Origin of the sequence: Streptomyces kronopolitis, from assembly GCF_014646275.1 — a bacterium.
Lineage (GTDB): Bacteria > Actinomycetota > Actinomycetes > Streptomycetales > Streptomycetaceae > Streptomyces > Streptomyces kronopolitis.
Genome location: NZ_BMND01000075.1, coordinates 1 through 9,080 on the forward strand (window position 1 = coordinate 1; position 9,080 = coordinate 9,080).

A 9,080-nucleotide genomic window follows, 5' to 3' on the forward strand; every position below is an offset into this window, starting at 1 on the left:
GCCGCCGCGTCGCCCGCACCGCCGGCCCCGGCGTCACCCGCGCCGCCCGCGGCCTGCCCGGCGTCGCCGCCGGCCGCGCTCCCCGCCTCCCCACCGTCGTACCGCTTGAACTCACCCTGCGACCGCTTCACGGTGACCATGCCGGCACCCATGCCGCCGGTGGTCTTGCTCAGCCGGGCCATCTTCGCGCCGGTGACCGTTCTGTCGGCGACCACCACGATCTTGTTGGTCTTCGGGTCGATCGACCACGCGGTGCCGGGGATCGAGGCGTTGGTGCGCAGCGTCTTCGCGCCGGCCTTCAGCGCGGTCATGCTGTTCTGCACGACCTTGGCGACCGCGCCCTGCGCCGTGACGCTCGCGGCGTCGTCCTTCGACAGGACGTTCATGACCAGATGGCCGTTGGCGTCGTCCAGGTACCACCCGGCGGACTGGTCGCCGAGATCCGCCTTCAGGGACGCGGCCAGCGCGGTGGCCGAGTGGGCGCTGAGCGTCTTCGGGGCCGCCGGCTGATCCGTGCTCGCGTGGGCGTTGGGGAGCAGGATCGCTGCGCCCGCGATTGCGGCCGCAGCGGCGCCGGCGATGGCACCGGTCCGCTTGTTCACATGTCGGTGGCTCAATTCACTGACCTCCAGGGACGCACAGGAACCAGGCACACGGGGGCCGGGGTGCGTCGCATCGGCGCCCATGTGGTTGCACTCAGTCCTACGTAGCGCCGTGCGCCCCCGTCTCACGGCCACTCACGCTGTGATGAATTCCGACGCTTGCGGGGGCGAACGTTTACACTCCCGGGCGCCGCGCGCCCGACCGGCGTCGCGCGCCCGCCGGACATCCGCCCCGCCGCCCGCCGCCGACCCGCCGCCCTCCGCCCGCCCGGCCGTCCGGAGCAGTCCGACCCCCGCCGTCCGGGTGGTTCCGGAGCGGGGCCGGGCCGACCCCGGTCGGGCCGGTGACCGGTGCGACCGCAACCTTCTGACCTGTACATGACGATTTCGACGGCCGATTTCCTGCGGTTTCCCGAGCCCCTGGGACCCCTGTGACCCCTGGAAACAGCGGGGCGTAAAGGGCAGCTGTGACCGCGCTTAAGAAAACCTCGATGGACCCGGCGGCCCGCGTAGGGAAGATTTCCTGACGAAGATCGGGCGGCCGCGGCGGGCCCCCGGCAGGTCACACTTACGTACGGGAGCCGATCCGTGAAGGCGCTGGTCAAGCAGAAAGCAGAGCCGGGGCTCTGGCTCATGGACGTGCCGGAACCGGTCATCGGCCCGGGCGAGGTGTTGATAAAGGTCCTGCGCACCGGCATCTGCGGCACGGATCTGCACATCCGCGCCTGGGACGGCTGGGCCCAGAAGTCCATCGACACCCCGCTGACGATCGGCCACGAGTTCGTCGGCGAGGTGGTGGAGACCGGCCGCGACGTGGCCGACATCAAGACCGGCGACCTGGTCAGCGGCGAGGGCCATCTGGTCTGCGGGAAGTGCCGCAACTGCCTGGCCGGCCGCCGCCACCTGTGCCGCTCCACCATCGGCCTCGGTGTCGGCCGCGACGGCGCGTTCGCCGAGCTGGTGGCGCTGCCCGCCGGCAACGTCTGGGTGCACCGCGTCCCCGTCGACCTCGACATCGCCGCCGTCTTCGACCCGTTCGGCAACGCCGTGCACACCGCGCTGTCGTTCCCGCTGGTCGGCGAGGACGTGCTGATCACCGGCGCCGGCCCGATCGGCATCATGGCCGCGGCCGTCGCCCGGCACGCCGGCGCCCGCAACGTCATGATCACGGACGTCAGCGAGCCGCGCCTGGCCCTGGCCCGCAAGGTCGGCGTCAGCCTGGCCCTCAACGTCGCCGACACCACCATCGCCGAGGGCCAGCGCGCGCTCGGCCTGCGCGAGGGCTTCGACATCGGACTGGAGATGTCCGGCCGGCCCGAGGCGATGCGCGACATGATCGCCAACATGACGCACGGCGGCCGGATCGCCGTTCTCGGCCTGCCCGCCGAGCAGTTCCCGGTCGACTGGGCCCGGATCGTCACCTCCATGATCACGATCAAGGGCATCTACGGCCGGGAGATGTTCGAGACCTGGTACGCGATGTCCGTGCTGCTCGAAGGCGGTCTCGACCTCGCGCCCGTGATCACCGGCCGCTACCCGTACCAGGACTTCGACGCCGCCTTCGACGACGCCGCCAGCGGCCAGAGCGGCAAGATCATCCTCGACTGGACCAGCTGACCCGCCTCACCGGCCCGCCCGTCCCACCCCAACTCCAGGAGAAATCCCTGATGTTCGACTCCGTACGCGAGGAACTGCGCGGCACCCTCGAGGAGATCCGCGCCGCCGGACTGCACAAGCCCGAGCGCGTCATCGGCACCCCGCAGTCCGCCACCGTGGCGGTCACCGAGGGAGGCAACCCCGGCGAGGTCCTCAACTTCTGCGCCAACAACTACCTCGGCCTCGCCGACCACCCCGAGATCGTCGCGGCCGCGCACGAGGCGCTCGACCGCTGGGGCTACGGCCTCGCCTCGGTCCGCTTCATCTGCGGCACCCAGGAGGTCCACAAGGAGCTGGAACAGCGGCTCTCCGGCTTCCTCGGCCAGGAGGACACGATCCTCTACTCCTCCTGCTTCGACGCCAACGGCGGGGTGTTCGAGACCCTGCTCGGCCCGGACGACGCGGTCATCTCCGACGCCCTCAACCACGCCTCGATCATCGACGGCATCCGCCTGTCCAAGGCCCGCCGCTTCCGCTACGCCAACCGCGACATGGCCGACCTGGAGCGCCAGCTGAAGGAGGCCGGCAGCGCCGGCCGCAAGCTGGTCGTCACCGACGGCGTCTTCTCCATGGACGGCTATGTGGCCCCGCTGCGCGAGATCTGCGACCTGGCCGAGCAGTACGGCGCGATGGTGATGGTCGACGACTCGCACGCCGTCGGCTTCGTCGGCCCCGGCGGCCGCGGCACCCCCGAACTCCACGACGTGATGGACCGCGTCGACATCATCACCGGCACCCTCGGCAAGGCCCTCGGCGGTGCCTCCGGCGGCTATGTCGCGGCCCGCGCCGAGATCGTCGCCCTGCTGCGCCAGCGCTCGCGCCCGTACCTCTTCTCCAACTCGCTCGCCCCGGTGATCGCCGCCGCCTCGCTGAAGGTCCTGGACCTGCTGGAGTCGGCGGGTGAGCTGCGCGATCGGCTGCGCGAGAACACCGCGCTGTTCCGCTCCCGGATGACCGCGGAGGGCTTCGACGTCCTCCCCGGCGACCACGCCATCGCCCCCGTCATGATCGGCGACGCGGCCGAGGCGGCCCGGATGGCGGAGCTGCTCCTGGAGCGCGGGGTGTACGTCATCGGCTTCTCCTACCCCGTGGTCCCGCAGGGCCAGGCCCGGATCCGGGTCCAGCTGTCCGCCGCGCACTCCACCGAGGACGTCAACCGCGCGGTCGACGCGTTCGTGGACGCGAGGGCCGCGCTCGGCGGCTGAGGCGGCCCCCGGTCAGCTCCTGCGAGACTGGAAGCATGATCGAAGCACGACGGCTGCACATCCTGCGTGCGGTGGCCGACCACCGCACGGTCACCGCCGCGGCCGCCGCGCTCTACCTCACCCCCTCGGCGGTCTCCCAGCAGCTGGCCGCCCTGGAGCAGGAGACCGGCCACCGACTGGTGGAGCGCAGCGCCCGCGGCGTCCGGCTGACCGCCGCGGGCGACATCCTGCTCACCCACGCCAACGCCGTCCTCGCCCAGCTGGAGCGTGCCGAGTCCGAGCTCGCCGCCTACGGCTCGGGCGAGGCCGGCACGGTGACCGTCGCGGCCTTCGCCACCGGCATCGGCCTGGTCGTCGCGCCCGCCCTGACCGAGCTGGCCCGTACCGCTCCCGGCATCCGGGTCCGCGTCCAGGACGCCGAGGGCGACGCCAGCCTGCTGATGGTCCTCGACCGGCAGGTCGATGTGGCGGTGGCCGTGGAGTACCGGGGCGCGCCCCGCGCCGACGACCCGCGGCTGACCCGCGTCCCGCTCTACGCCGAGCCGTTCGACGCGGTCCTGCCGCCCGGCCACCGGCTCGCCGACGAGGCGCAGGTGGCCGTGGCCGACCTGGCGGGCGACGACTGGATCGGCCCCTACCCGGGCAACCCCTGCCATGACGTGGTCGTCCTGGCCTGCGAGTACGCCGGTTTCGAGCCACGGCTGGAGCACTCCTCCGACGACTTCCGCGCGGTCGTCTCGCTCGCTTCGGCCGCGGCGGGGGTGGCCCTCGTCCCCCGCTCGGCCCTGCGGGACATGGACCTCACGGGCGTGGTGGTCCGGCCCGTCGACGGCGTGGCCCCCACCCGGCGGGTCTTCGCCGCGGTACGCCGCGGAGCCGGCGAGCATCCGCTGCTCCGCCCGGTCCTGGCCGCCCTGCGGGAGGCGGCGGAGGCGCAGGGCTGACGGCGCCGCCGCCGCGCCTGTGCGCCCGCCGCACGCCCCGGACCCCGCCCGGCCCGGAACCGTCCGGCCCGAAACCCGCCCGGCCGCGCCGGAGATGCCGGCCCCCGCCCGCCGTGGCAGGCTCGTCTCGGCGGCGGCCCGGGCGGGCGCCGGGGCAGCCCCGGTTCCGAGGAGGCGAGGCGCATGTCGGTCGGTCCGACCGGCCCAGCGGCCACTGCGCCGCAGGATCCGTACGCGCCGGTGCGCGACCGCGGATACCTCAAGCTCCTGCTGGTGGCGGCGGTGGTGGGCTTCCCGGTCTGCGCGGTCGCCTTCGGCTTCCTCGCGCTGGTCCACGCCCTGGAACCGCTGCTCTACACCGACCTCCCGCGCGCGCTGGGCTTCGCCGGCACACCGATCTGGTGGCCCGTCCCGCTGCTGGTGCTGGCCGGCCTGCTCGTCGGGCTGACCATCCGTCATCTGCCGGGCCAGGGCGGTCACGAGCCGGCCGACGGGCTGGCGCTGAGCGGCGCGCCCCCGCTCTCCGCGCTCCCCGGTGTCGTGCTCGCCGCCCTGGCCTCGCTCAGCTTCGGCGCGGTGCTCGGCCCGGAGGCGCCGCTGATCGCCCTCGGCGGCGGCCTGGCCCTGGGCGCCGTACGGCTGCTGAACCGGGGGATGCCCGAGCGGGCGGCCGCCGCGGTGGGTGCCGCCGGCAGCTTCGCGGCGGTCAGCGCACTGCTCGGCTCCCCGCTGCTGGGCGCGTTCCTCCTGATGGAGGTGTCGGGGCTGGGCGGTCCGATGCTGGGGATCGTGCTGGTGCCCGGGCTGCTCGCGGCCGGCATCGGCGCGCTCGTCTTCACCGGGCTGGGGGACTGGACCGGCCTGGGGACGTACTCGCTGGCGCTGCACGACGTCCCCAAGGCCGCCGGGCCGACGCTCCCGGAGTTCGGCTGGGCGCTGGTCATCGGGGTGCTCGCGGCGTTCGCGGCGACCGGCGTCCGGCGGCTCGCCACGTTCCTCCAGGGCCGTGTGGTCCGCCACCGGGTGCCGATGACGATGCTGATGGGGCTGGTGGTGGGCGCCCTGGCGGTGGCGTTCGCCGCGGCCACCGGCAAGTCGGCCACCGAGATGCTCTATTCGGGCGAGTCGGCGCTGGGCTCGCTGTTCCGGGACAGCACCGGCTACACGGTGGCGGCACTGCTGCTGCTGATCCTGTGCAAGGGCCTGGCGTACTGCGTGTCGCTGAGCGCCTTCCGGGGCGGCCCGATCTTTCCCGCGCTCTTCCTGGGCGCGGCGGGCGGGGTGGCGCTCTCCCATCTGCCCGGCCTGTCGCTGACCGCGGCCTTCGCGATGGGCGTCGGGGCGATGGGGGTCGCGATGCTCAAGCTCCCGATGACCTCGGTGCTGCTGGCCACCCTGCTGCTGGGCGGCAGCGGACTGACCGTGATGCCGCTGGTCATCGTCGCCGTGGTCGTCGCCTATGTCGTGGCGCTGCGGCTCACTCCGGCCGCGGCCGAGCCGCCCGCGAAGCCCGCCGCCGCGCCTCCCGCGAAGCCCGCGTCCGGGCCTCCTGACCCCGCGTCGGCCTGACCCCGCGTCCGCTCACCGGTGCGGGGTGCGGCCGGTCCGGGTCCAGGTGGCGAGTTGGTGCTCCGTCCACGTGGTGATGATCCGGTCCGCCGGGACGCCGCACTCCTCGGCGCGGGCGCAGCCGTAGATCTGCCAGTCCAGCTGGCCGGGGGCGTGCGCGTCGCTGTCGATCGCGAACAGGCAGCCCGCCGCCAGCGCCTGGCGGAGCAGCCGGCGCGGGGGATCGAAGCGGTCGGGGCGGCAGTTGATCTCCACCGCGGTGCGGTGCTCGGCACAGGCCGCGAAGACCTCCCCGGCGTCGAAGCGGGACTCCGGGCGCGGCTTGCCGGTGATCTGCCGCCCGGTGCAGTGGCCGAGGACGTCCACCAGGGGATTGCGGACCGCGGCGAGCAGCCGCTCGGTCATCGGGCCCTGGTCCATCCGCAGCTTGGAGTGGACCGAGGCGACCACGACATCGAGCTGCGCCAGCAACTCCGGCTCCTGGTCGAGCGAGCCGTCGTCGAGGATGTCGCACTCGATCCCGGTCAGCAGCCGGAACGGCGCCAGGTGCTCGTTCACCTCCGCCACCAGCGCCAGCTGCGCGCGCAGCCGCTCCGCGGTCAGCCCGCGGGCGACGGTGAGCCGGGGGGAGTGGTCGGTCAGCACACACCACTCGTGGCCGAGGTCGCGGGCGGTACGGGCCATCGCCTCGATGGGGCTGCCGCCGTCCGACCAGTCCGAGTGCAGATGGCAGTCGCCGCGCAGGGCCCGCCGCAGCCGCTGCCCCAGCTCCCCGTCGACGAGCGGACCGCCCGCCTCCTCCAGGCCTGACAGGTACTCGGGCCGCACGCCCGCGAGCGCCTCCTCGACCACCCGGGTGGTCTTGGGGCCCAGCCCCTTGACCCGCCCCAGCGCGCCGCCGCGGGCGCGCCGCCGGACCTCGTCGGGCGGCAGCGCGCCGATGACCGCCGCGGCCGTGCGGAACGCCTGGACGCGATAGGGCACCGCCCCCTGCCGCTCCAGCAGGAACGCGATCCGCTCCAGCGCCTCGACGGGCTCCACGCACGGCTCCTTCCCGGGGCGCCGGCCCCGCAGCGTCCTTTCACGGTGCCCCAGCCCCCGGGCGGCTGCCACCGGGGTGGGCACAGGTGACGGCGGGACAGGGGGACGGCCGCCGCTTCGATGCCGCACCGTTATGCGGTTATGTCCGTTCTCCGGTCACTCGATCCATTTCCATGCGAATAGCATGGGGAGAGTGCGGATGATTCCCTTCCATACGTTCCGCACGCGCAATACCGCTCAACAAGTCCGGGCGAATCGGGCGCAGTTCATGCCGGTGCAACATTCACGCCGGCTCGCCGGTACCGCGCGCACACGTTCTGCGGCGCCGTCGCGGCCGCGTGCCGTAAAAACTGGCGGGTCTTCAAGGAATCTGCACAGCGAATGCGCAGTCGGCGCAGCCTCTCCTGGGCCGCGTCACCACGCTGACCTGCGCATAAGCGGGTTGGGGCGGTAATGTCCCGTTCGTCGAACGAGCAAATGTCCGGACGTCGGAAAGAAAACCGGCGAGGATGTGAAGAAGCTGCCACCAAGTCATGGACGCGCGTGCACGTCAGGTAATTCAACGGAGCGTCAGCGTCCGGATCTGCGGTCCGCCGATTAGCTGCGCAACCGGCCCGCGTGCTTTGATCCTTCGCACTGCGGGAGTCACACCATCGGTTCCCGATTTCGGGAACCCGACTACCGCTGCCGCGCCCGGACCACCCCACCGGACGGTACGGACGCAGCTTTTTTTAGAGTTATTCATCCGAAGGGAAACATCATGAACTCCACCCCCCAGGTTCAGACCCAGGAAATCTCCGACAGCGACCTGGACAACGTGTCCGGTGGCCTCCTCGGCGGCGTGGTCGGCACCGCCACCAGCACCGTTGACCACATCGCCCCGGTCTCCGGCACCGTCGGCTCCGTGACCGGCCTGGTCGACGGCGCCACCGGCGTCAACACCTCCGGCGTTGTGGGCACCGCGACCGGCCTGGTCTCGGGTCTCTGAGCCCCTTCTGTGCCGCTAGCGGCACAGCCGGCTCAAGGTGACAACGGCAGGTCGGCGTCCCCTCCTTGCCGACATGCCGCGACGGGTGCCCCGGAACCGCCAGGCTCAGCCCGGCCCCGGGGCACCCGGCAGTCGCCGTCTGACAGTCCGTTGCAGTTGAGGGAAGAGTGTCGTGCAGTTCCGCCAACAGGCCCTTTCCAAGCTGCAGTCGCCCGAGGACATCGATCTCCCGGTGCGATTCGCCCGGCCCCAGGGCTGGCTCGTGCTGACGGTCACGGTCCTCTTCGTGCTCGCCGCCTCCCTGTGGGCGGTGACCGGCACCGTGTCGTCCACCCTGAACGCCCCCGGCATCCTCACCCACGGCCAGGGCAGCTACGTCCTGCAGAGCCCGGTCGCCGGCCAGGTGACCGCCGTGCTCGCCCGGGAGGGCTCCCGGGTGGCCCCCCGCACCCCCGTGCTGAAGGTCCGCACCGCGCGGGGCACCGTCGTCGTGCGCGCCCTCGCCGCCGGCCGGCTGACCTCGCTGTCCGCCACGGTCGGCGCCGTCGTCACGACCGGCGCCGAGGTGGCCGCCGTCGAGCGCGTCGCCCATGACCGCGACCCCCTGACGGCCATGCTCTACGTACCGGCCGAGAGCGGCGCCACGGTGCCCGTCGGCGCCTCCGTCGACCTCACCGTCCAGTCCGTGCCGAGCCAGCAGTACGGCGTGCTGCGCGGCCGGGTCCAGGCCGTCGGCCGCACCGCGCAGAGCCGCCAGCGGATCAGCACCTTCCTCGGCAGCAGCCAGCTCGGCGAGCAGTTCTCCCGGCACGGCCAGCCGGTGGCGGTCCTCGTACGGCTCGACCCCGCCCCGCACAACAAGTCCGGCTACGCCTGGTCCACCTCCGACGGCCCCCCGTACGCCGTCGGCTCCATGACCCTGACCGACGGCGCGGTCCACCTGGCCGCACAGCACCCGATCGATTGGCTGCTGCCGTGACCGCCCCGCACGACTCCGCCGCCCCGCAGCCGCAGCTGCCGCCGCCCGGCCGCGGCCGCCACCGCCCCGAGGCCGCCCCCGGCCCCGGCCGCACCC

The 9,080-nt window shown here is 73.1% G+C and carries 8 protein-coding genes; 6 read left to right on the forward strand and 2 right to left on the reverse strand.

Annotated elements, in window-relative coordinates; genetic code table 11:
- The coding region (locus IEY78_RS33335) for a S1 family peptidase (RefSeq protein WP_189104745.1) at positions 1 to 602 on the reverse strand (602 nt) is incomplete at its 3' end.
- A 588-nt stretch (positions 603 to 1,190) separates the two neighbouring features.
- Here IEY78_RS33335 and tdh point away from each other — a divergent pair.
- From tdh to IEY78_RS33355, 4 genes are all read left to right on the forward strand, one after another.
- Positions 1,191 to 2,219 carry an L-threonine 3-dehydrogenase gene (tdh, locus tag IEY78_RS33340; protein ID WP_189104746.1) on the forward strand — a complete coding sequence of 343 codons (1,029 nt, stop codon included), beginning with the start codon at positions 1,191 to 1,193 and terminating at the stop codon, positions 2,217 to 2,219.
- 50 nt (positions 2,220 to 2,269) lie between these two features.
- On the forward strand, positions 2,270 to 3,463 hold the full coding sequence (locus IEY78_RS33345; protein WP_189104747.1) for a glycine C-acetyltransferase: 1,194 nt from the start codon (positions 2,270 to 2,272) through the stop codon (positions 3,461 to 3,463).
- A gap of 35 nt (positions 3,464 to 3,498) precedes the next feature.
- Positions 3,499 to 4,407 (forward strand): LysR family transcriptional regulator, encoded by a 909-nt coding sequence (locus tag IEY78_RS33350; protein ID WP_189104748.1) that lies wholly within the window; start codon positions 3,499 to 3,501, stop codon positions 4,405 to 4,407.
- 183 nt (positions 4,408 to 4,590) lie between these two features.
- A complete protein-coding gene (locus IEY78_RS33355; RefSeq protein ID WP_189104749.1) occupies positions 4,591 to 5,976 on the forward strand; it encodes a chloride channel protein in 1,386 nt (461 codons plus the stop codon).
- Positions 5,977 to 5,988: 12 nt separating this feature from the next.
- On the opposite strand, the gene IEY78_RS33360 is transcribed toward IEY78_RS33355, so the two are convergent.
- On the reverse strand, positions 5,989 to 7,017 hold the full coding sequence (locus IEY78_RS33360; protein ID WP_189104750.1) for a PHP domain-containing protein: 1,029 nt from the start codon (positions 7,015 to 7,017) through the stop codon (positions 5,989 to 5,991).
- A gap of 760 nt (positions 7,018 to 7,777) precedes the next feature.
- Here IEY78_RS33360 and IEY78_RS33365 point away from each other — a divergent pair.
- Together IEY78_RS33365 and IEY78_RS33370 are read left to right on the forward strand one after the other, a co-directional pair.
- Entirely contained in the window at positions 7,778 to 8,005 is a 228-nt protein-coding gene (locus IEY78_RS33365) for a type A2 lantipeptide (protein WP_189104751.1), read from the forward strand.
- A 172-nt stretch (positions 8,006 to 8,177) separates the two neighbouring features.
- Positions 8,178 to 8,984 carry an HlyD family efflux transporter periplasmic adaptor subunit gene (locus tag IEY78_RS33370; RefSeq protein ID WP_189104752.1) on the forward strand — a complete coding sequence of 269 codons (807 nt, stop codon included), beginning with the start codon at positions 8,178 to 8,180 and terminating at the stop codon, positions 8,982 to 8,984.
- Positions 8,985 to 9,080: the final 96 nt, after the last annotated feature.

Coding starts and splice junctions, on each gene's coding strand:
- IEY78_RS33345 (WP_189104747.1), top strand. CDS start 2,270: ATGTTCGACTCCGTACGCGAGGAACTGCGCGGCACCCTCGAGGAGATC.
- IEY78_RS33350 (WP_189104748.1), top strand. CDS start 3,499: ATGATCGAAGCACGACGGCTGCACATCCTGCGTGCGGTGGCCGACCAC.
- IEY78_RS33355 (WP_189104749.1), top strand. CDS start 4,591: ATGTCGGTCGGTCCGACCGGCCCAGCGGCCACTGCGCCGCAGGATCCG.
- IEY78_RS33365 (WP_189104751.1), top strand. CDS start 7,778: ATGAACTCCACCCCCCAGGTTCAGACCCAGGAAATCTCCGACAGCGAC.